The sequence below is a fragment of the uncultured Mailhella sp. genome, from assembly GCF_947631555.1.
Taxonomy (GTDB): domain Bacteria; phylum Desulfobacterota; class Desulfovibrionia; order Desulfovibrionales; family Desulfovibrionaceae; genus Mailhella.
Genome location: NZ_CANRLT010000038.1, coordinates 1 through 22,114 on the forward strand (window position 1 = coordinate 1; position 22,114 = coordinate 22,114).

Annotated in this window: 14 protein-coding genes; 11 read left to right on the forward strand and 3 right to left on the reverse strand. The window is 57.8% G+C overall.

Annotated elements, in window-relative coordinates; all coding sequences use genetic code 11:
* Positions 1-264 precede the first annotated feature (264 nt).
* The 3 genes from Q0Z94_RS06690 to Q0Z94_RS06700 are packed head-to-tail and all read left to right on the forward strand — an operon-like array spanning position 265 to position 7,855.
* Positions 265-1,551 (forward strand): ATP-dependent 6-phosphofructokinase, encoded by a 1,287-nt coding sequence (locus Q0Z94_RS06690; RefSeq protein ID WP_298068240.1) that lies wholly within the window; start codon positions 265-267, stop codon positions 1,549-1,551.
* Positions 1,552-1,560: 9 nt separating this feature from the next.
* Entirely contained in the window at positions 1,561-4,857 is a 3,297-nt protein-coding gene (locus tag Q0Z94_RS06695) for a UvrD-helicase domain-containing protein (protein ID WP_298068241.1), read from the forward strand.
* Complete coding sequence (locus tag Q0Z94_RS06700) at positions 4,844-7,855, forward strand: PD-(D/E)XK nuclease family protein (protein ID WP_298068242.1); 3,012 nt, start codon at positions 4,844-4,846, stop codon at positions 7,853-7,855. Before Q0Z94_RS06695 ends, Q0Z94_RS06700 begins: the two co-directional genes overlap by 14 nt.
* 939 nt (positions 7,856-8,794) lie before the next feature.
* Here the strand turns inward: Q0Z94_RS06700 and Q0Z94_RS06705 are convergent.
* Entirely contained in the window at positions 8,795-9,043 is a 249-nt protein-coding gene (locus Q0Z94_RS06705; protein WP_298068243.1) for a hypothetical protein, read from the reverse strand.
* An 843-nt stretch (positions 9,044-9,886) separates the two neighbouring features.
* Positions 9,887-10,387 (reverse strand): AbrB family transcriptional regulator, encoded by a 501-nt coding sequence (locus tag Q0Z94_RS06710; protein WP_366517582.1) that lies wholly within the window; start codon positions 10,385-10,387, stop codon positions 9,887-9,889.
* Positions 10,388-10,589: 202 nt separating this feature from the next.
* Between Q0Z94_RS06710 and Q0Z94_RS06715 the strand changes: the two genes are divergently transcribed.
* Positions 10,590-12,569 carry an FAD-dependent oxidoreductase gene (locus Q0Z94_RS06715; protein WP_298068244.1) on the forward strand — a complete coding sequence of 660 codons (1,980 nt, stop codon included), beginning with the start codon at positions 10,590-10,592 and terminating at the stop codon, positions 12,567-12,569.
* An 18-nt stretch (positions 12,570-12,587) separates the two neighbouring features.
* Complete coding sequence (locus Q0Z94_RS06720; protein WP_298068245.1) at positions 12,588-14,384, forward strand: [FeFe] hydrogenase, group A; 1,797 nt, start codon at positions 12,588-12,590, stop codon at positions 14,382-14,384.
* A 162-nt stretch (positions 14,385-14,546) separates the two neighbouring features.
* Here Q0Z94_RS06720 and Q0Z94_RS06725 read toward each other — a convergent pair whose 3' ends face one another.
* Positions 14,547-14,681 (reverse strand): hypothetical protein, encoded by a 135-nt coding sequence (locus Q0Z94_RS06725; RefSeq protein ID WP_298068246.1) that lies wholly within the window; start codon positions 14,679-14,681, stop codon positions 14,547-14,549.
* A 275-nt stretch (positions 14,682-14,956) separates the two neighbouring features.
* On the opposite strand from Q0Z94_RS06725, the gene rlmD reads away from it, so the two are divergent.
* The 6 genes from rlmD to Q0Z94_RS06755 all read left to right on the forward strand — a co-directional run bounded on the left by rlmD (position 14,957) and on the right by Q0Z94_RS06755 (position 21,894).
* Positions 14,957-16,396, forward strand: a complete 1,440-nt coding sequence (gene rlmD / locus Q0Z94_RS06730) for a 23S rRNA (uracil(1939)-C(5))-methyltransferase RlmD (RefSeq protein ID WP_298068247.1) — start codon at positions 14,957-14,959, stop codon at positions 16,394-16,396.
* A gap of 73 nt (positions 16,397-16,469) precedes the next feature.
* Positions 16,470-16,649: a hypothetical protein gene (locus Q0Z94_RS06735; RefSeq protein ID WP_298068248.1), complete on the forward strand. Its 180-nt coding sequence runs from the start codon at positions 16,470-16,472 to the stop codon at positions 16,647-16,649.
* Positions 16,646-17,371, forward strand: a complete 726-nt coding sequence (locus Q0Z94_RS06740) for a hypothetical protein (protein WP_298068249.1) — start codon at positions 16,646-16,648, stop codon at positions 17,369-17,371. The genes Q0Z94_RS06735 and Q0Z94_RS06740 overlap by 4 nt, the downstream gene beginning before the upstream one ends.
* Positions 17,361-18,242 (forward strand): Eco57I restriction-modification methylase domain-containing protein, encoded by an 882-nt coding sequence (locus tag Q0Z94_RS06745; RefSeq protein WP_298068250.1) that lies wholly within the window; start codon positions 17,361-17,363, stop codon positions 18,240-18,242. Before Q0Z94_RS06740 ends, Q0Z94_RS06745 begins: the two co-directional genes overlap by 11 nt.
* Entirely contained in the window at positions 18,176-18,895 is a 720-nt protein-coding gene (locus tag Q0Z94_RS06750; protein ID WP_298068251.1) for a hypothetical protein, read from the forward strand. The genes Q0Z94_RS06745 and Q0Z94_RS06750 overlap by 67 nt, the downstream gene beginning before the upstream one ends.
* Positions 18,895-21,894 (forward strand): GIY-YIG nuclease family protein, encoded by a 3,000-nt coding sequence (locus tag Q0Z94_RS06755; protein WP_298068252.1) that lies wholly within the window; start codon positions 18,895-18,897, stop codon positions 21,892-21,894. Before Q0Z94_RS06750 ends, Q0Z94_RS06755 begins: the two co-directional genes overlap by 1 nt.
* Positions 21,895-22,114: the final 220 nt, after the last annotated feature.

Below are 22,114 nucleotides of genomic sequence, written 5' to 3' on the forward strand. Positions count from 1 at the left end.
ATCGGGAAAAGCTGACCGCTTAGAATCAATGCCACAGGGGCTTTTTAGATGTCTACTTGACAGGGGGCAGACCACCGCACGGGGGATTTTTTTGCGCCCGTGCCCGGCAGCACCGCGGAAACCTCCTTCTTTTTCAGGTGACAGCACGGGAAAAAACAGGTAGATTCTCCCCTGCACCACGAAAAAACACACGCTGCTGCCGTGCCGGAACAGGAGTTCCGGGGGACGGCAGCCCTTTTGTTGCCACTACTCAAGAGGCTGAATATGGCTCACGACATCGACACCAGCATCATGACCATCGCGACCCCCAAAATTGACAATCCTGCACGGGGGCCCTACGTCACCGACAAGCCCATCCCCATCTTCCTGGACGCCGAACACGGCGGCGAAGACATGCGCGGACTGGAAGGAAAGGCCCTCTATTTCGAACAGGCAGGACCCAGAGACCACATATATTTCGACCCTGACAAGACAAAGATCGCCATCGTTACCTGCGGCGGACTCTGCCCCGGTCTGAACGACGTGATCCGCGCCATCGTCATGGAGGCGCACTACAGCTACGGCGTGCGTTCCCTCACCGGCATCCGCTATGGGCTGGAAGGCTTCATCCCCAGATACCACCACGATATCGTTGAACTCACCCCCAGCTGGGTATCCGACATCCACACCTTCGGCGGCACCATACTCGGTTCCTCCCGCGGGCCGCAGGAATCGGAAGAAATCGTGGACGCTCTGGAACGCATGAACGTGAACATCCTCTTCGTCATCGGGGGCGATGGTTCCATGAAGGCCGCCGCCGCCATCCAGAACGAAGTCTTCAAGCGCAAGCTGCGCATTTCCGTCATCGGCATCCCCAAGACCATTGACAACGATATCAACTTCATCCCCCGCTCCTTCGGCTTCGATACCGCCGTGGACGTGGCCACCATGTCCCTGCGCTGCGCCCACACGGAAGCCATCGGCGCCTGCAACGGCATCGGTCTGGTCAAGCTCATGGGGCGCGAATCCGGCTTCATCGCCGCCCAGGCCACCCTGGCCCTCAACGTGGTGAACTTTGTCCTCATTCCCGAAGCGCCCTTCCATCTGGAAGGTGAAGGCGGCCTCCTCCCCGCTCTGGAAGCCCGTCTGCGCAGCCGCAATCACGCTGTCATCGTGGTCGCCGAAGGCGCGGGACAGGACCTGCTCACCTCCAACGGCAAGACCGACGCTTCGGGCAACCGCGTCCTTGGCGACATCGGCCACTTCCTCCAGAACGCCATCAACACCTACTTTGCGAAAAAGGACATGAGCATCTCGCTGAAGTACATCGATCCCAGCTATCTTGTGCGCTCCACACCCGCCAATACCACGGATCGCATCTACTGCGGCCAGCTCGGGCGCAACGCCGTCCATGCGGCCATGACCGGCAGGACCAACATGGTCGTGGCCTGCCTGCTCGACCACTATGTCCATCTGCCGCTGGAGCTCGTCACCAGACGGCGCCGCAAAATCGACATCCGTTCCGAATACTGGCGCTCCGTGCTGGCTTCCACGGGACAGCATCTCGCCTGAGTCTCCGTCATGGCACGCATACGGCAAATCGAGGCGTCCGCGGGTTCCGGCAAGACCTACAGACTGACCCATGACTTTCTGGAGCTTCTGGCCAAGGCGTCGGACACCTCATGGTCGACGCCTCCGGCGGGATGCCGGTTGCCCGTGGACGGCTCCTACGGATGGCAGGAAATCCTCGCCGCCACCTTTACCAACAAGGCCGCCGGGGAAATGCGTGACCGCATTTTACAGAGCCTCAAAGAATGCGCCCTCGAGCTGCCAGAAGCGCTGGAGGACTGGACGCCCGGCCGTGCCCGCGCTGCCCTGGAAGCCCTGCTGCAGAACTACAGCGCACTGAACATCCGCACCATTGACAGCCTGCTGCACCTGCTCGTGCGGCTTTCGGCCCTGGACTTCGGCATGACTCCGGACTTCGAGCCGTATTTCAGCACGGAGGAAATCACGGAGCCTGTCTTCGACCTCATGGCCGAAGAAGCCCGCAGCAAGGATCAGGGGCTGGCCGGCCTCTTTCGCAGCGCCTGCGCACGTCTGCTGAACTCGGAAAAAGTTCAGGGCTTTCTCGCCGGAAACAGCATGCGCAGCGAAATCACGAAACTGGTCGCCCTGATGCTGGAAAATGAGGATGGGGATCTCGGTGGACTCGCTTCCCCAGAAGAGGCCGAAAAGCATATCCAGGATATGTTTGCCGATTTCAAGGAGGCCGCCGGCGCACTGCAGTCCGAACTTAAGGCAGAAAAACTCGAAGCGCACGCCCATCTTGTCAATGCGCTGAACAAGTGCGTGTCCGCAAAAAAGCTGGATGACCTGCCGCTGGATTCCAAAATGCTTTGCAAGCCGTGTTTGGACGACGCACTGAAAAAAAACTCCAAAGGCAAGGCCAGCGAGAAAAGCTGTGAACTCTATGCATCCCTTTGCGGCGCTGCCCGCAATTTGACCGTGCTCAAAGGCGCCAGCGGTATCATGCCGTATGTGGACCTTGCCCGAGCTCTGTTCCTGCGGCTGAAGGACTATGAACGCCGGAACGCCGTTCTTGCAGCCTGCCAGATTCCGGAACTTGCCCTTCGCGCCGCCGGGGAGGAAGGCGACATCAATGCGCTGTTCTGCCGCATGGGTTCCCGCATCACGCATCTGCTCATCGACGAATTTCAGGACACGAGCCGCACTCAGTGGAAGGTGCTTCGGCCTCTGGTGGAAGAAGCGATTTCCCGCGGCGGCAGCCTCACCTTTGTCGGCGACGTGAAGCAGGCCATCTACGGCTGGCGCGGTGGAGACGCTTCTCTCTTCGAGGAAGTTCCCAAAGAGCTGACCGCACCGGACGAAGAACCCGAATGCACTCTCCTGCCGTACAACTGGCGCAGCAGGGAACGCATAGTGGACTGGAACAACGACCTGTTTTCCCCCCTGGGAGACAGTGGTTTCTGCCGCAACCTGCTTGCACCTCTGGCCGAAGGCGATGAAGAACTGCTCGATGAACAGGCGGAACTGCTCCGTAATGCCTTCAGCGATGCCAAGCAGAACAAGCCGAAGGAATGCAAGCCCGGGGGCTTTGTACAGCTGCATGCCCTGCGAAAGGAGAAAAAAACGGATGAGGAGTCAGGATCGGGTGAAGACGATGAAGATTCGTCTTCCAGCCCTGAGGGAAAGACGGAAAAAACGAATAAGGAACTTTTAAGGCTCCTGCCCGATCTGGTCGAAAACCTGGGACGCCGCCATCGCTGGGGTCACCTCTGCATTCTGGTGCGCAGCAACAAGCAGGCGGAAGTCGTGACCTCCTGGCTCATGGAGCGCCAGATCCCCGTGGTCACGCAGGGCAGCCTCACGCTCAGCTCTCAGCCCGTCATTGCGGGGATGGTGGAGCTGCTGCGCTTCCTGAACTGCCCGGACGATGATCTCGCGTTCTGGGCCGTGCTTCAAGGCCGCGATCTGATCCCGCCCTCTGCGCCTTCCGGCCTCCCGTTCCCCACGGTCGAAGAACTGAACGACTGGGCGGCGTCACACTGCGATTCTCCAGGCAAGGCTCAGCAGTTCCGTCAGGATTATCCCGAACTCTGGCAGGAGCTGTTTGCGCCGCTTTACGATAGCGGCGGGCTGCTCACCGCCTACGATACCGCCGCGGAGATTCTCGCCCGCTGGCAGGTGCTGGAACGGAATCCGCAGGCGGAATGCTTCATCCGGCGCTTCCTCGAAATTCTGTTCCAGGCCGAGGAAAAAGGCATCGCGGATCTGTCGGCCTTTCTGGAGCTTTGGGACAGCAAGGGCAATCAGGAAAAGGCCCCTCTCCCCGAAAAAATGGATGCCGTCAGCATCATGACCATGCACAAAGCCAAGGGCCTGCAATTCGACGTGGTGCTCCTGCCCTGGCCCCTCTCCTCCGAGAGAAGCCCCCATGAAACCGTGCTCTGGGACAGCCACGGCACAAAGGTACTCGCCCCGCTGTGCAAGGCCATGGGGCAGCTCTACCGCCGCCGCGTCATGGAAGAAGCGCGTGAGGCTCTGCACATCATCTATGTGGGCATGACCCGCGCCATATCCGAACTCTACTGTTTCCTGCCTGACCCCGATACCGGCAAACTCCCCTTCATGCTTAACTGCCTGGTGTCCAAACTGTGCCCAGATCTGCAGAAAAACCGCGACTTCTCCTGGGGAGACCTCCCTGCCGCTCCTCAGCCCTGCGCCGCGCCGTCCGATCCTCCTGCCATGGAAAGCAGGCCCGAACTCCCGCCTGCAAGACCGCTCACGGAAGCCCCGGACTGGCGTCCCATGGCCTGGCTTCCAAGGCTGCGCATCTTTCACAGCCATCTGGACGAATGGACCTTTTCCCCAGCGCAGCGCGGCACGCTCATCCATCACTGCCTCGAATACCTCCAGATCACCGGGAACAGTGCCGCGTCCGCTGCTGAAGACGCACGGAAGGCCGCTGTCCGGGGGCTGTCTACCTTCCCTCTGCTCATCCCCGACAGGGACGCCGTGCTTAAGGACGTGACCGACTGCCTCACCTGGTACGCCTCTCTGCCCGAGAGCGCCCACTGGCTGGCCTTCGGCGACCCTGAACACGCGCTCCTGGACGAAAATGGGCACAATGTACGCGTGGATCTTCTTGTGAACGACGGAAAGGAACTCATCGCCGTGGAATACAAGACCGGCTCAAACAATGAACTTCCGGTTGAAAAACACGAAGAACAGCTTTCCAATTACCTGAATCTGCTCTCTCAGGCTTCGGAGCTGCCGGTGCGCGGCGTCCTTGTCTATCTGGATCGGCAGAAAGTTTTCCCTCTGTCTGCGGGAGGTTCACATGCCCGGCCGTAGTCCGCACCCCTTCACCATCATCCCTTGGAACGATGATTTTCTGGAACGCCTCCACACCCTCATCGGCGAAATCACTGACGGTGCGCCGGGCAAGGCCGTGGTGGTCTTCCCGCTCAACCGGCCGCGGCGCTACCTTCTGGACATCTATCGCCAGAAGCGATCCGGGCCGACTTTGCTTCCGACCATCATCAACGCGCAGCAGCTCACCCAGCTCTGTCTGGAAAGCTGGGATCCTGACGTTCGCCGGCGTGCCGGTACGCTGGATCAGGTGGCTCTGCTTCAGGAATCTGTACGTGCCGTAAGCCGGAAGGAAGACGCCGCAACTGCGCTCGGCAAGCTGGCCAGTCAGCTTGACGCCGAGGACGGTGACGGCATGGCACGCTTCTTCCCCTGGGGCGTTCGCCTGGCTCAAGTACTGGAGGAGTGTTCCAGCAACCTCGTTGAGGCGTTTGATCTGCAGCATCTGGAAGGCGAAACCGCGCCCTTTGCCGCCGCGCTGCTCAGCGGACTGCGCCGTATTCAGGAAGACTACCACGCACGCATGAAGAGCCGGCATCTCAGCACAGCCGGACTGGACGCTCAAAGAGCTGCCGAACTCGCTTCCAGTGCGCCGGAACTGCCCCGAAAACTCCAGGGCAGAAAAATCATCATCGCCGGGTTCGTGCGCCTCACGGCCGCTGAAGACAAGCTCTTCCGCCATCTCTGGGAAAACGGTGTGCATCTCTGCCTGCACACGGATCCCCTCGTTGCCTCGGGGGGTGGACACTGGAGCTGTGCCGACCACCGGGAATGGCTGTCCCGCTGGAAGGCGAAGGCGAATGTCGTGGGCGAAACGGCCGCCATCCCGCCGCGTATCCACTTCCTTGCCGGATACGACCTGCATTCTCAGCTTGCGGAACTGCGCCGCGATCTGGAAGCCTCGCCGCAGACTGACGAACGCCGGGCCGTTGTGCTCTCGCACGATTCGCTGCTCATGCCCACGCTTCACCATATTCCGGAAAAGGACATCAACATCTCGCTGGGCTATCCGCTGAACCGCTCCCTGCTCGCCCGTCTGGTGGAGCGCATCCTGAAGACGCAGGAACGCATGGACGGCGAAGGCCGCGTCTACTGGCGGGATCTCCTCGCCCTCATCCGCCACCCTTACGTCCGTATGCTGGCCGTACCGTCCGAAGCAGGCTCACGCCCTCTGCGCCCCTTCCTCTCTCTCATGGAAACCCGTCTGCGCGAAGGAACACGACTGGTGGACACCGCGTCCAGCGTACAGGATCTTGTGGACGAAACGCTTGGCGAGCTGGAAAAGCACCCCCCTGAAGGCTGCGATGAAGAAACCGGCACACTGCTTGAACAAACGGGCAGGGTTCTGGTCACGAACTGGCACTCCGTAAAGACGCTCCACGGACTGGCAGATTGCCTCCGTGAACTCTGCGGTCTGCTTCGCAGCTTTGGCGGGCATCTGTGGGAATCCTTTCCGCTGGATGCCGAATGCCTGTCCCGGCTCATCCAGAATGTCATTCCCGAACTCTGCGACAATGCGCTCTCCGACATACCGCTCTCACAGGCAACGCTCTTCGCCATTCTGCGGCAGTCCATCGATGCACAGCGCGTCCCCTTTGAAGCCGATCCGCTCACCGGGCTTCAGATACTCGGCACACTGGAAACCCGTCTGCTCCGCTTCGACCGTGTCCATGTTCTGGATCTCACGGAAGACGCTCTGCCCGGCGCTCCTTCGCATGATCCTCTGCTGCCGGACAATCTCCGCCGTGAGCTGGGCCTGCCTGACACCCGGCACCGCGACATGCTTGCGGCCCACACCTTCCACCGGCTCATCGCCGGAGCGAAGGACGTGTTTCTGTACTGGCAGGAAGGCATTACCGACAGTCTTTTTGACACCAAAAAGAACCGCTCCCGTTTTGTGGAAGAACTGCTCTGGCAGGAAGAACATCGGCAGAAGAAAATTCTCGGATCTCAGGATCCTCCTCTGAAGGCGGCCACCTTCAAGATAAGCGCTCCGCCGAAGCGTGAAGCCCAGGTCATCGAAAGGACGCCGCAAATCAACGCCCGCATGAATGCGTTTCTTTCCGGCAAACTTTTCCCCTCTGCACTGGACGAATACCTGTCCTGCCCGGCACAGTTCTTCTACCACCGCGTCTGCGGCCTTAACGCCCTGCAGGAAGTTGTGGAAGACGATGACCACCTGGGCGTGGGCAACCTGCTCCATAAGGTACTTTGCCGCGCCTACGGGCCTTTTGTAGGGCGCACGGTGCGCCAGGGAGAGATCAGCCCCGAAACACTGGACGCACTGTTCCGCGATGAGCTTAAAAAAAGCGGACTTGCCGATACCCTTCCAGCGCAGAGCCGCTTCATGCTGGAAGTTGCCGCCCGCCATCGCCTGCCCAAGTTCCTGGAAAACCAGCCTGAGGAATTTGAACTTCTTCAGGTGGAAAAGGAAAGCACGGCTCTCCTGGCCGTTGACGGGAAAAACTTCTCTCTGGCGGGAAAACTGGATCGTCTGGACAAGCGCGGGGAAGACCTCATCGTCCTCGACTACAAGACCGGCCGCAGACTGCCCCGGCCCGCGCGCCGCTTCTGGGAAGACGATGAACTCTGGGAGCGTATGGAATCGTGGAGTCCCGAAAGCGAAGACTCTCAGGAAGACACTCTTCTGCCCAAACTCGCCTCCAGACTGCGCAGCATCCAGCTCCCCTGCTACCTGTACCTATGTACCAACGGCAGCACCAGCAAAAACCTTATGGATGGCTGCGCTTCGGCCAATGCCGGATGGGTTCACCTCGCCGGCGAAGGCAAGGAACTCTTTCTCTTCGATGAAAACATGGACGAAACCGGCCAGAACAGTCTGATACAGGAGAAAATCCCCAAACTGCTGTCCTTCCTGCTCCGGCACATGGCCGAATCCCGCAGTTTCGTCCCTCAGCCGGACAAGAGTGCTTACGGTTCCTGCGGCCGCTGTGCCTACGCCGCCTGCTGCCTTCGCTGAAACCTCCTGTTCCTGCACACCCTGACAAATTCCGGCCGGCTCGCAGCCTTCACGATTCAGGCGAAACAAGGAAACCAAGTTCCGGCAGCTTCCTTCCTGAGAACGGAATAAGACTGTTCCCGCGGCTCAAGAGTCCGCATCGCCCGCAGACAAGAGGAAAAACCGCGGTCTTCACCCCGCAGGACAGCCTTTTTTGTCAGCCTGCAAAGGGATCTTTAGCCGGGCAGGGAAACCAGTCCCTGCCCGGCAGGGGGGGGGAGACTGACCCCGCCGCAGGGCGGAGTCAGAGCAAATTTCGCCGGCCGGTACAGAGTTCCGGCCGGCACGCGGAGGAGAGAACACCCGAAGGAGACCTGAACCCCTTCGGATGGCATGGCGAAAACTCTCTGTTCCCCTCGGGAAATTTTGCCGGAACGCCGATAGATGCGTTCCGGCTATGGAGATACGCGGAAGCCTCGGAATCATCCGCGCTGTCATGAGCACACAGCGCACGCTTTTCGGGGCGCGCCCCCTATGGACGCGCCCCATGCCGCACCAGGAGGCCGGGGACTGCCCCGGCAGGAAGATCGGAACGTCCGATCCCCCAACTTTGAAAAGGAATGGCCGCAGCCATTCCCCCATGTACGCCGCCAGCGCCTGAAACAGCCAGCTTTCAGGCATGGAGAAAAGGACGTGCTGCTGCTTTCTCCCTGGCGGCGCCATGTAACAGGTTCCGTCCGGCGCCCCGTTGCCGGGTATGCCCTCGCCGGACGGTGGAGGGGAGGTCAAAACCCTGTCGCACCATTGCCGTGGTTCTCTCTGAAATTTTCAAAAAACAGGTGTCTGGGAAGCGCTTTTTGCGTCTACTTTCGCTCTTTAGTGATATTGAATTTCTCTTTCAAATATCAGTCAAGCTAGACGCTGGAAAGAATTTTTTCCTTTCACTCACTGTTCTCAGACTCATTCGGGAAGTCTTTCCTTCCCTCGTTGATTTGGACTATATTGAAAATGAATTTCAATGTCAATATATTTTTTGCAAAAAATTTCTTCTTTTTTCTTTCTCTCTGTACGAAGCATTGTCCCTGAAAACAGTTCCCGCGCGGACAGGGCCAAGCTCAAGACTCTTCCTTTTATAAAGCTGATACTTTTCAAGAGGTTATGTGAGCATCCAAAAAAAACATCCAAGCTGGCGCGAACCGTTTTTGCCAAATCCCGTCCATCGTTCCGCCAGCACCCTGCCGGCCTCTTCCCAGACTTGACTGGCGGAGCGGGAGGGCGTGCCGCCTTTCTTCTGCACGGACGACAACAGGCAAAGAGCCTTGCAGACGCGCCCATCAAACGCGCCGTATGAACTCTGCGCTCGGGGAAAGGACATAAGGCGTTCCTGCTTCTGCCGGTTTACAGGCAATACGGCGGCAGAACATGCCGGGTCAACCTGTGGAAAGAGCAAGATCTGGCAAAAATGCGTTTGGTTCGCCCCACCCCCTTCCCCGCATGGAAGCGTTGACGGCGAAACCAGGTTCTGTTCCTTCGGGCGGTCTCGTGGAAAAGCAGAACTCCGCTCAGGGACGCCATCGCCAGATTGTCTTCGCTGGGAATCCCCTGTTTTCAGGCAGAGGAGAATGTCAGACGTTCACGCACTCTCTGCCGGGGAAGCCCCAAAAAAAAACGCTTTATCCCGTGACTGTGCTGGGCGCTGCGGCGGACGAGGGAGACGGCCAGCCTCTTCAACGTGGGATGGAACGGTATCCGGCATCAAGGCAGTGCGCAAACCATACTGGAGAAAAAGGAGAAGGAGGCGTATCTTCCCGGAACTTCCTTGTGCGATACGTCGTTGACGAAGTGCCACGAGGAAGAAATGGTGAAAGAATCACGCCTCCACCAGCTTTCCCTGGCGTCAGCGGGAATCAGTCTCCATCCAGTAGTTACTAACCCACACAGTGAGCTTTGCCTGTCACCTGCAGAAACAGAGAGCGCGCCGCTTTCTGCGGCCACGATTTTTGACCGAATTTTGCAGCCGGTTCCTTGTTCTCTCTTTAGCAAATTCCAACCCTAGCGGTGAAAAAAGAAGCGCATCACCCAGCAGAAAACCGGCACAAGCAGGATGACGGTGTAAAGGCGGATCATCTGGAAGGCCATGATCTGCGGCAGGTGGCCGCTGTGATCCGCCATGCCGATGACGGCGTTCAGTCCGCCCGGCGAGGTCGAGAGAATGGAGCTGATAACATCCATGTCCGTCATGTGCTTGACCACGATGGCGGAGAACAGCCCGGCGGCAAGCAGAATCGCCGTGCTCAGAATCATCACCGGAATCTGCGATTTAATCTGCATGAGCAAATCTGTGGAGAGCATGGCGCCCACGCAGATGCCAAGGGCGATCTGCGCGGCGTTGTAAAAAAAGCCGGGCATGGTCAGGGAGCTGAAACCCAAAAGTTTCACGAGCATACTCCCGACCACGGCGCCGAGCATGCAACCGCCCGGAATCTTGAGAATATTAAAAAGGAATCCGCCCAGACACCCGCTTGCGACCAAAAAAAACATCTGCTGATTCATGGCTTACCTCGTGGAAAATGGTCTACAATAGAATGAAAGACAGCGCAAACTGGCACCTTGTGAAGGTTTACACCCGCTATGGCAATATTTTTCATTTTGGGTTAGGATGAAAGGGCATACAGGATCCGAGCCTCCCAACCGTTTTCTGGCAAAGACATTTCTCACCTTTAACATGCCTCCCGGCCTACGAGGAACTTGTACGATGCCGCAACTGATTTATGGAGTTTGGAACGATACCGTGTACGACAATCGAGGCAGCTCTGCCCCGACTGCCCCAGCCGATCTCCCCATCGAGCTGTTTGAAAACTTCAATCCCGGCAACCCCGTGGAAATCTTTCTCAGCCATCGGGGCTTTCTTGTCTTCTCTGCCGAGAGCAGCCTGATCTGGGCCTTGTGGAAACACCATCAGCGCCTCGCCGAAGAATCCTGCGGCAGATGTTCTCCCTGCCGCTCCGGTTCCCAGGTCATCGCCAGGGCGCTGGAGCGCGCCGGTCTCGGGCAGACCGTGGACTGGGACGACGTGCGCCAGATCGCCGAACTTATGCACAACACCTCTTCCTGCGGTGTCGGCCGCACGGGAACCGTGCCGCTTCTCGCCGCACTCAGGTACTTCCCCGAAGAACTGCGTGCCGTGCCCGCGGGCGCCAAGGGCGGCTTCTACTCCGTCACCACCAGCCCCTGCATCGAAGCCTGCCCCAGCCACGTCAACGTGCCCCGCTATATCGACTACATCCGCGACGGGCATAACGACCTTGCCGCCGGCGTGGTACTCCGGCACTATCCCCTGGCCGGAAGCTGCGGCCGCGTCTGCGTGAAGTACTGCGAAAAAGCCTGCCGCCGCGCTCAGGTGGACACCCCCGTGGATATCCGCGACCTGAAGCGCTTCGCCGCGGACAAGACCATTGTGCCCGGCCTGCTGCATCCCACCGTCTGCGACGTCGCCAAAAACCGGCGCGTGGCCGTCATCGGTGCCGGGCCTGTGGGCATAACCTGCGCCTATCAGCTCCTGGAAATGGGCTACCCCGTGGACATTTACGAAGCCCACGACCGCACGGGCGGCATGGTGCGCTACGGCATCCCCTTTTACCGCCTCCCCAAGAACGTGCTCGAACAGGAAAATCAGCTGGTTCGTGAGATGGGCGGCATCTTCTTCTTCAAGCAGAAGCTGGGCCGCGACTTCCACATCAACGACCTCTTCCAGCGCGGCTATCAGGCGGTGTTCATCGCCACAGGCTGCCCTCTGGGCGGCTACCTCGGCATGGAAGGCGAAGACACCTCCCTGCCTGACTATGAAAACGGCATCGAATTCCTCGAAAAGGTCCACGATGCCCTGGAAGCGGGCAAAACGCCGGAACTGGAAGGCGATGTCGTCGTCGTGGGCGGCGGCAACGTGGCCATGGACTGCTGCCGTTCCGCCGCGCGCATGACCTCAGGCAAGGTGCATCTGGTCTACCGCAGAACCGAACAGGACGCCCCCGCCGACCATGAAGAAATCGAAGAAGCCATGAAGGAAGGCGTGGAATTCCACTTCCTCACCGGTCAGGATCGCCTGGTGGTGGAAGACGGCAAGGTCAAGGGTCTCCAGTGCGTTGCCATGCGCCAGACCGAACCCGACGAGAGCGGCCGCCGCGGGGTGAAGCCCATCCCCGATTCGGCCTTCGTCATCCCCTGCGACCATGTCATCGCAGCTATCGGCCAGAAGAGCGACCCGAACATGCTCATCCCCGAAGACGGCATCGCCTGCGACAAGAAGCAGTGCATCATCGTGGACGCCTGCCAGGGAACCTCCCGCCCCGGCGTGTTCGCGGGCGGCGACGGCACCACCGGCCCCCGTTCCAAGGGCCCCAGCGTCATCATCCACGGCATGGCTCAGGGCGCGCTGGGCGCTCAGGCCATCGCCAGCTATCTCGAAACCGGCAAGGAACCCTTCATCCCGCGGGAACAGATCAGCTATGTCATCTGCAAGAGCCATATGCTGGACGGCGACGCCGTGTGCGGCGAGGAGAAGAAGGAGCGCGTGAAGATCGACGCCCTGCCGCCCGCCGAACGGAAGCACAACTTTGCCGAAGTGGAATCGTGCATGAGTCAGGGAGAGGCCTGGAAGGAAGCCGCGCGCTGCATGCGCTGCTACCGCATCCTGTCCGTGATCACCCGCTCCCCCATCCCCGGCGTGCAAGCCTAACAACCAGGAGACTCTGTCATGAAAGCTTTTATCAACAAGCACGAGTATAGTTTCGAACCCGGGGAAACCATTCTTCAAGTCGCCAGACGCAACGGCATATTCATCCCCACGCTCTGCCATTTCGCTCCGCTGGGGCACAAGCCGGGCACCTGCCGCGTCTGCCTTGTGGAAGTCACCGACGCCAGGAACGAAAAGCGTACCGTCACCTCCTGCAATACGCCCATGGAAGAAGGTATGCGCGTGGACACGCTCTCCGCGAACGTGCGGAACCAGCAGCGTCTCCAGATGGAAATGGTCATGGCCGACCACGACCAGAACTGCATCGCCTGCGCCCGTCACGGCGACTGCGAGCTTCAGGATCTCGGCATGTACGTCGGTCTGTCCTCCAACCGCTTTGCCCCGGAACTCCGCCACGCCCGCCCCTATGACGACACCATGAACGGCATGGTGCGCGACATGAGCAAGTGCATCCGCTGCCTGCGCTGCGTAGAAGTCTGCCGCAGTGTGCAGGGCGTTGCGGCGCTTACGGTTGACGGCACCGGGCTGGGTACGCACATCGGCGTGGGCCAGGCCCCCAGCCAGAACGCCTCGGCCTGCATCCAGTGCGGACAGTGCACCATCGTCTGCCCCACGGGCGCGCTGGCCGAACGCGACCAGAACAACGAAGTCCTCGACCTCATCGCCGACCCGGACATCACCACGGTGTTCAGCTTCGCCCCCGCGGTGCGCGTGGTCCTCGGCGAGGAATTCGGACTTGACCCCGGCTCCAATGTGGAAGGCCGCATTGTGGCGGCTCTGCGCCGTATCGGCGGGGACATCATCCTGGATACCGACTTCGCCGCCGACGTAGTCATCATGGAAGAGGGCACGGAACTGCTGCATCGCATCAAAGAAGGCGGCAAGCTCCCCATGTTCACTTCCTGCTGCCCGGGCTGGATCAACTATGCGGAAAAGCATTGCCCCGAAGCCATGCCCTTCCTGTCCACCACCCGTTCGCCACAGGCCGTGTTTGGCGCCCTGAGCAAGACCTACCTGGCCAGGCAGATGAACCTCGACCGCAGCCGCCTCCGCGTGATCTCCATCATGCCCTGCACGGCCAAGAAGGACGAAGCCGCACGGCCCCAGCTGCGGACGAACGGCGTCCCCGACATCGACGTGGTGATCACCGTACGCGAATTCGCCCGGCTGCTGCGCCGCTTCGGTCTCGATCTGCGGAACATCGAGCCTGAACCCTTCGACAACCCCTTCATGAGCGATTCCACCGGCGCGGCGGTCATCTTCGGCACCACGGGCGGCGTGATGGAAGCCGCCGTGCGCACGGTCTACGCCGTGCTCAACGGCAAGGAACTGGAAGGCATCGACGTTCTCCCCGTGCGCGGCGGAGCCGCCATCCGCGAGGCGGAAGTCGATCTGGGCGAAGGCAACGGCACGATCAAGGTCGCCATCTGCCACGGACTGGCCAACGCGCAGAAACTGGTGGAACAGGCAGCCGCGGGCACGTCGCCCTACACCTTCATCGAAGTCATGGCCTGCCCAGGCGGCTGCGTGGACGGCGGCGGCACCAGCCGCATCAAGGGGCAGTACCACCCCCACGCCGAACAAAGACAGCAGGGCCTGTACACCATCGACCGCGCCATGCCCCGCCGTCAGTCCCATAACAACCCGCAGATCAAGAAGCTCTATGCGGAATACCTCACCGAGCCGAACTCCCATCTGGCCCACGAACTGCTGCACACGCATTATAACGACCGCAGCAGCGTCCAGACGGAAAGCATACTCTCCATCAAAAAGAAGCTGACGCTCACCGACAAGTAACGTCTGCTTCGGCGTTGACTCCGGCCGCCTTCTCCGTTTCCGCGGGGAAGGCGGCTTTCCTTTTCCGTACGCTCCAGAGACGCGGGAATGTTCTCCCGCAGGTCATAAAAAAACGCCCCCTCGCAAGACCGCGGGGAGGCGCTTTCCGCAAAAAAATGGTTCTCAGTGGACGTGTTCTCCGCGCTTGACGCGATAGACGATGGCGCAGAGCATGACAGCGAAATAAATAAAGATGCAGCTCACCCCGACGAAGCCTTGGGCCGTGGAATGCATGGCGCTGCTGATGAGTTCGAGCATGGTTTCCCCCTCCGTTTCCGCCCTCCCTGCTTCAGCGGGAATAAGCGTTATCATGTTTATGCAGTTTCACCCGGAAAAAAGAAAAAGTCAAGGCGTCCGCCGCAGGGAGAGCTTCACGTTTTCAAGAAAGATTACGCTTCAGCTCTCTGAAAGGGGAACGACCTTTCAAAAATCATAAAAAGGCGAACATCACGCAGCAAAACGCCTCTGCCCGCTTTTGCCTTTTTTCCCGCTGCCGCCTATACTGACGCCACCTTTCCCGCAAGGAGAACGCCATGAACCACGCGCCAGGCGATGAACTGGAACTGACACTGCACGGTTTTTCCCCGGACGGGCGCGGTGTTGGCCGCACGGACGAGGGACTGACCGTCTTCGTGCAGGGCGGTCTTGCCGGTCAGCGCGTCCGGGCACGCCTTACGTCTGTCAAAAAATGCATGGCCGAGGCCGAAGCTGCGGCCGTCCTTGAAGCTTCTCCCGAGGAACGCCCCGCCCCCTGCCCCCACGCCGCGCACTGCGGCGGATGCCCCTGGCAGCGCCTTCCGCTCCCGCTCCAGCACACCTGGAAGCGGCGCATTGTCCATGATGCGCTGACGCGCATCGGGCGGCTGAACGTGCCGGAAGCGCTGGTTCAGCCCGTTCTCTCCACCGGCCAGGAATGGGGCTGGCGCAACAAGATGGAATTCGCCTTTGCCGCGGACAGCGCGGGAAAGACGCTTCTCGGCCTGCGCGCCCGTGCCTCCCATGCCGTTGTGGAAGTGACGGGCTGCCTGCTCCAGACCCCGCGCACCATGGCCGTGCTTCAGGCTCTGCGGGAACTCTGCCGCAAGGCCGGCCTGTCCGCCGCACCCGAAGCCAACCGCACAGCCACCCGATCGAGCGCCCGGCCAGGTGCCATACTCCGTTTCGCCGTCCTGCGCGAACCGCGGCGCGGCGGCTGCCTCGCGGAGCTTATCACCCTGCCCGCTCCTCAGGAGGCGCAAAAGGTCAGGCAGGTGGGCGAAGCGCTCCTCTCCGGCCCGTGGGGAGTCACCGGCTTTGTCCACAGCACGCGCGCAGCGCCGTCTTCCGTGGCCAGCGGGGAACGCACGGCGCTCGTTCTCGGCGAAAGCACACTTACGGAAACGCTTTTCCTCCAGGGGCGCGAAGTGGCCTTCCGCCTTGGCCACAACTCCTTCTTCCAGGTGAACAGCCAGGCCGCGGAACTCCTCTACGAGACCGCCGCGCAAGAAGCCGCCCGGCTCTTTCCCTCTGCGCCGGGGACGCTCTGGGGGAAGAGCTGCTGGGACATCTACTGCGGTGTGGGCGGACTGGCCCTGACGCTGGCCCCGCATTTCGAGTCCGTTTCAGGGCTGGAGATCGCCACCCCGGCCGTGGCTCTGGCTTCGGCCAACGCCGCGGCCCTCAGGGAAAACACAGTCTTCCGCTTTGAAACCGGGGACGCCGCGGCTCTGGAACGCTGGTTTCAGCGTTTTGGCACACCGGAGCTTCTGGTCACGGATCCGCCGCGCTCCGGCATGGACTCACGCACCGTGCAGGCCCTGCTCACATTCCGTCCGCCCCGTCTGCTGCTGGTCTCCTGCAATCCGGCCACACTTGCGCGGGATCTCGCCCGGATCTCTTCCGCCTACGAACTCCGCTCCGTGCGCCCGGTGGACCTTTTCCCGCAGACGCCGCACGTTGAAACTGTGGTTTGCCTGTCCCGCGGAGAAGGCTGACCATTCCGGCGGGAAGGGGAACGGCGGCTCTTTTATTGACGCTCAGCTGCCGGCAGGCTAAACTGGAAAGAGTGTGGATTTTTTTGAAATGGGGAGGCAAGGGCTATACCCTGCTCACCTCCTGAAAAAACTCGATAAACGTCTGGTGCAAGCGGCATGGCAAGCGGTCCTGACGATTTTGTTGCAAAAAGCACAGAAACCTCAGCAAGGAACCGCTGTGAAACATATCGTGCGCTGGGAGCGGCGTATATGACAAAACAGGTAAAATCCAGGCAGAATGTGGCAGACTACGGTGAAGTGTTTACCGCCAAGCGCGAAGTCAACGCCATGCTTGATCTGGTAAAGCAGGAGACCGAGCGGGTTGACAGCCGCTTCCTGGAACCTGCCTGCGGAGACGGAAATTTCGTGGTCGAGATACTCCGCCGGAAATTGGAGGCGGCAAAACGGCAGTCTGTACCGCCAAGGAAGAAAAAGCCCGTGCCGCTCGAATTTGAGAAACAGTCGCTTATCGCTGTGGCCAGCATTTACGGCGTAGACCTGCTGGAGAACAATGTCGTTGCCTGCCGGAAAAGGCTTTATGAACTCTGGAACAGCGCATACGAGGCCATTTGCCAAAAGGAAGCCAGCGAGGACTGCCGGGCGGCCATCCAGTTTATCCTGCGCAGAAACATTGTCTGCGGGAACGCGCTCAGCCTGAAGAAGGTCGATGAGAAAGGGCAGGACACGGAAGAACCCATCGAGTTTTCCGAATGGACTTTTGTGACGGGAACGAAACTGCAGCGGAAGGACTTCCGCTTTGACAAATTGCTGGCCGGTGACTATGAGCCGCGGGCCGCTGTCAGAAAAAAGAGCGAACCTGCTACGGGCCGGCAGCTGATGCTGTGTCCTGTTCAGAAAGAGACAGCGAGTGATGAAGGGGAGTTTCTGGCTCATTACATCGCCGATTATCGGAGGATACACACGTATGGCAGCTAACCTTTATAACACCATGTACAACCCGGATGTGTTGTCCTGCCTTGCCAACCTGTCCAGCGATGAGGTGTTCACCCCGCCGGAAGTGGCCAACGCCATGCTCGACCTTCTGCCGCAGGAATTGTTCAGTGACCCGAACGCCACCTTTTTAGACCCGGCGGCAAAGAGCGGCGTTTTTCTGCGGGAAATCGCAAAACGACTTTTGAAAGGGCTTGAACCGATTTATCCTGACCTTCAGGAGCGGACGGATCACATTTTTAAACACCAGCTCTACGGCATGGCCATCACGGAGCTGACCTCCCACCTGGCACGGCGCAGCCTGTACTGTTCCAAGACGGCAAACGGCAATTATTCCGTGACGCATTTTAAGACGATTGACGGCAATATACGCTTTAAAACTATTCAGCACCGATGGAAAGACGGGCACTGTATGTTCTGCGGGGCATCGCAAAAAGAATATGATCGTGCAGAAGGCTTGGAAACTCATGCCTATGAATGGATCCACACCACAAAGCCTGAGGAGATTTTTAACATGAAGTTTGATGTAATAATAGGCAATCCTCCATATCAGTTGAGTGATGGGGGGAATGGGGTAAGTGCAAAACCAATATATAATTTATTTGTTGATCAAGCTAAAAAACTTAACCCTCGCTATCTAACTATGATTATCCCTGCTCGATGGTTTTCCGGAGGTAAAGGATTAGATAACTTTCGAAAAACTATGCTATCTGATTACCATATAACACATTTAATAGATTATCAAAATGCAAAAGACTGCTTCCCTAATATTAGTATAGGTGGAGGTGTATGTTATTTCCTTTGGGAGAGAGAGAGAGAGAGAGAGAGACCGATTGCAAAATTACAAATGTTATAAATGGAAAGACTAATACTCTTAGTCGTCCATTGAATCAATTTCCAGTTTTTGTTCGATACAATGAGGCTATTAATATTATTGAAAAAGTTAAAAAATTAAATGAACCTTCTATAGTCGAACAAATAAGCTCTCGTAATCCCTTTGGTTTAGCTACAAATATAAGAGGGACATCAAAAAAAGATCTCCACACTCTTTTGGTATATTCGAGCAAAGAACCTGGATATATTAGCTATAATAAAATCATACAAGGCCATGAATATATCAAGAAATATAAAATAATGATTAGCCGTGTTACCAGCGAACATGCTGGAGAACCTGACAGTGATGGAAAATATAAAGTAATATCAAGCTTAAAGATTTTGGAGCCAGAGGAAGTTTGCACAGATTCTTATATTATTGCTTTTTCATCACAAGAAAAAAAATATACAAAAAATGCTTTTAACTATATTAAAACGAAGTTTGTTCGTTTTCTTATTTTACAAACTTTATCATCAATTAATCTTTCTCGTGAAAGATATGAATTTGTCCCCATGCAAGACTTCTCTAAGTCTTGGACTGACGAAGAATTATACGCAAAATATAACCTGACCGATGACGAAATCGCTTTTATCGAAAGCATGATAAAGCCTATGGATCTGGGAGGTGACGACTGATGCTCGCACTTCCTTTCTTCCCGCAGCGCACAACATCCCATCCCAAAATTTACGCCTATGAATTTGTAGGCGTCGCCTCTCACAAGGGCTATATCAAAATCGGCTATACCGAACGGGATGTGGAGACTCGTGTCAAGGAACAGGTGCGTACCGCCGCCGTGCCCTATAAAATCCTCGGACATTGGTCCGCCATGAAAAACGACGGCAGCTGCTTCACCGACCATGACGTCCATGCCTTTCTGAAGGCAAGGGGCAAGGCTCGGCTCAACGCTGGCGAAGACCGCAATGAGTGGTTCAAATGCTCCCTCAAAGATGTGGAGGCTGCCATCGTTGCCATCAAGACAGGCACAGAAAATGTGGAAAGCCGCACACGGACCTTTGCCATGCGCCCGGAACAGGCCCTGGCGGTAGAGAGAACCGTCAAATATTTTGCGTCTGTCTATCAGGAGAACAGCGGCAGGACGCCGAAGTTTCTCTGGAACGCCAAAATGCGTTTCGGCAAGACCTTTGCTTCCTATCAGCTTGCCAGGCGGATGGGCTTTAAACGTGTGCTGATCCTGACCTTCAAGCCCGCCGTGCAGACGGCCTGGCGGGAGGATTTACTGAGCCACATCGACTTCGAAGGCTGGCAGTTCATCACGCGCCCCGCGGTTCCCGGCGGTCTTTCCACCGATGCGCAGTTTCAGAGGGCGGACAAGTCCAGGCCCATTGTCTGCTTCGGTTCCTTTCAGGATTTCCTGGGCATCAACAAGGAGACCGGCGGCATAAAGGCGAACAATGAGTGGGTGCATACCACCAGCTGGGATCTCGTCATCTTTGACGAATATCATTTCGGCGCCTGGAAGGACAGCGCGAAAAAACTCTTTGAGCAGGACGAGGATTCCTACGACGATGATCCTTCCCCCTACGACAACACGGGAAACACCTATGATGAAACGTGGCTGCCGATCACGGCGACCTACTATCTGTACCTGTCCGGCACACCCTTCCGGGCGCTTAATTCCGGCGAGTTCATAGAAGAACAGGTGTATAACTGGACGTACTCCGATGAGCAGAAGGCCAAGGCGGAATGGCCGAATCTTTCCGCCTTCCCGGACTACCGCCCGAAGCCGGGCGACATCAATCCCTACGCCGCGCTGCCCCGCATGGTGCTGATGACCTATAAAATCCCGGAGAACATTCAGTATGTCGCCAAACAGGGAGAATTTGACGAATTTGACCTGAACGCCTTCTTCTCCGCGGAGAAAGACGAAAAAGGCTGCCGTTTCAAGTATGAAAACGAAGTGCAGAAATGGCTTGACCTGATCCGCGGTGCCTATCTGGAAACGACGGTGGACGAGCTGAAGCTGGGTGCGCAGAAGCCTCCGATGCCGTATTCCGATACACGGCTTTTGAATGTGCTGTCCCATACGCTGTGGTTTCTGCCCAATGTGGCTTCCTGCCATGCGATGGCAAACCTTCTCGCGCAAAGGCAGAACACCTTCTTTCATGACTATAGAATCAATGTCTGTGCCGGTGCGCAGGCAGGCATTGGCGCGGCCGCCCTGGAGCCGGTACTCCGTTCCATGGACGATCCTTTGGAGACAAGGACCATCACCCTTTCCTGCGGCAAGCTGACCACCGGCGTCACCATCAGGCCGTGGACGGGGATTTTCATGCTGCGCAACCTGACCAGCCCGGAAACATATTTCCAGGCTGCCTTCCGTGTGCAAAGCCCGTGGGAAATAAAAAAAGACAATGGCGAGCAGGAGATCATCAAGCAGGAATGTTATGTCTTCGATTTCGCTCTTGAGCGTGCGCTGCGCCAGATTTCCGATTATAGCTGCCGCCTCAATGTCGCCGAGCGCAATCCGGAAAAGAAAGTCGAAGAGATCACCAGATTTCTGCCGGTTCTTGCCTATGACGGAAGCTCCATGCGGCAGGTCAATGCCGCCGAAATCCTTGATATTGCCATGTCGGGCACGACCGCCACGCTCCTTGCCAAACGCTGGGAGTCCGCACTGCTTGTCAATGTGGACAACGAGACTCTGGCAAGGCTCCTTGCCAACGAAGAGGCGATGGCCGCTCTCATGCGGATAGAGGGCTTCCGCAGTTTGAACTCCGATATCGAGACGATCATCAATAAATCCAACGCCGTAAAGAAAGCCAAACGCGATGGGGAGGAGCTGCCGCCCAAAGAAAGGAAGGAATTGACCGAAGCGGAAAAGGAATACAAGTCAAAGCGGAAATTAATTCAGCAGAAGCTGATCAAGTTTGCCACCCGAGTGCCGGTGTTCATGTACCTGACCGACTATCGGGAATACAGTCTGCGGGATGTCATCACGCAGCTGGAACCGGAGCTTTTCAAGAAAGTCACCGGACTGAATGTGAAGGACTTTGAACTGCTGGTCTCGCTGAATGTGTTCAACGAAGCCCTGATGAATGACGCTGTTTACAAATTCAAGCGCTATGAGGATGCCAGTCTGGTCTATACCGGCATTGACAAGCATTCCGGAGAAAATGTCGGTCTTTACAGCACGGTCGTTTCCCGTGAGGATTATGACGCCATGGCCGGGCAGCTTGCTTCGTCCATGCAGGCCGCCTCTCCGGAAGACAGCGATTTCCCTGAAGAACCGGTATTCGCAAACATGGCCGGCTCTCTTGACACGGATGAGGATGAAGACGACGTGCCGCCGGCTGCGGAGCAGAAGGTGAAACTCCACGCAAAACGGAAAGCGGCTGCTCAGAACACAACGCCACCTTCCGGCAGTACCTATCGCCCGGCCTATGTGCCTCCTGCCCCTGAACCGGCACCGATACCGAAAAAACCACGCATAAAGGCAGACACGTCCAGTGTTCACGCCGGCACCATCGTCACCCACAAGGCGTTTGGAACAGGCCGGGTTAAGGGCATTGACGGAGGCGTCATCATCGTGGTCTTTGGCGGTGTGGATAGAAAGTTTCAATTCCCGGGGGCTTTTGAACAAGGCTTCCTGGAACTGCCTGAAGCTGAAAGATAAGCAGCCAGAGATACCTGCCTTTGCAGTTTTTGAGGCATTTGTTTTCCAAATGCAGGCAAACTGCTTTGGCAGGTGCTATCTGTGGCAGAACAAAACTCAAAAGCGCGGCCTCTGGCAATGCCGGGAGCAGCTTTTGAGAGCGCCACCTTAATAATGATAAAAGTTCTTCGATCTTGCCATTAACGCGAAATCGCTGAAACAACGCCAGAGATTTATTCAA